The organism is Paenibacillus xylanexedens (assembly GCF_007676705.1).
GTDB lineage: Bacteria > Bacillota > Bacilli > Paenibacillales > Paenibacillaceae > Paenibacillus > Paenibacillus xylanexedens_C.
Window position 1 is genome coordinate 1 of record NZ_VEBF01000452.1, and the last position, 255, is coordinate 255.

The 255-nt window shown below is 47.8% G+C and carries 1 protein-coding gene; it reads right to left on the reverse strand.

Annotated features, from left to right (window positions below; translation table 11 throughout):
* The coding region (locus FS628_RS32280) for a hypothetical protein (RefSeq protein WP_222125339.1) at window positions 1-255 on the reverse strand (255 nt) is incomplete at both ends.

Here is a 255-nt window from a genome sequence, read left to right on the forward strand (position 1 = left end):
CATACCCCTTTCCAACCCGTTGTCCTCCGCAGTCTTCTCCCATACATTTTTGTTCTCAACCCATATTCATCCCCCCCACTCATATTCCAATCCCAAACCACACCATTTCCATTATCCTGTCCTAAATTCCACCGTCTTCTCACCACTCTCCCATTCTTCTTCAATCTCACCACATACTCCCCATCTTCCCCCTCATATCTCCACCTCTCCCCCATACTCATCCCATAACCCCTCTCATTCAAATTCCCCCAATTC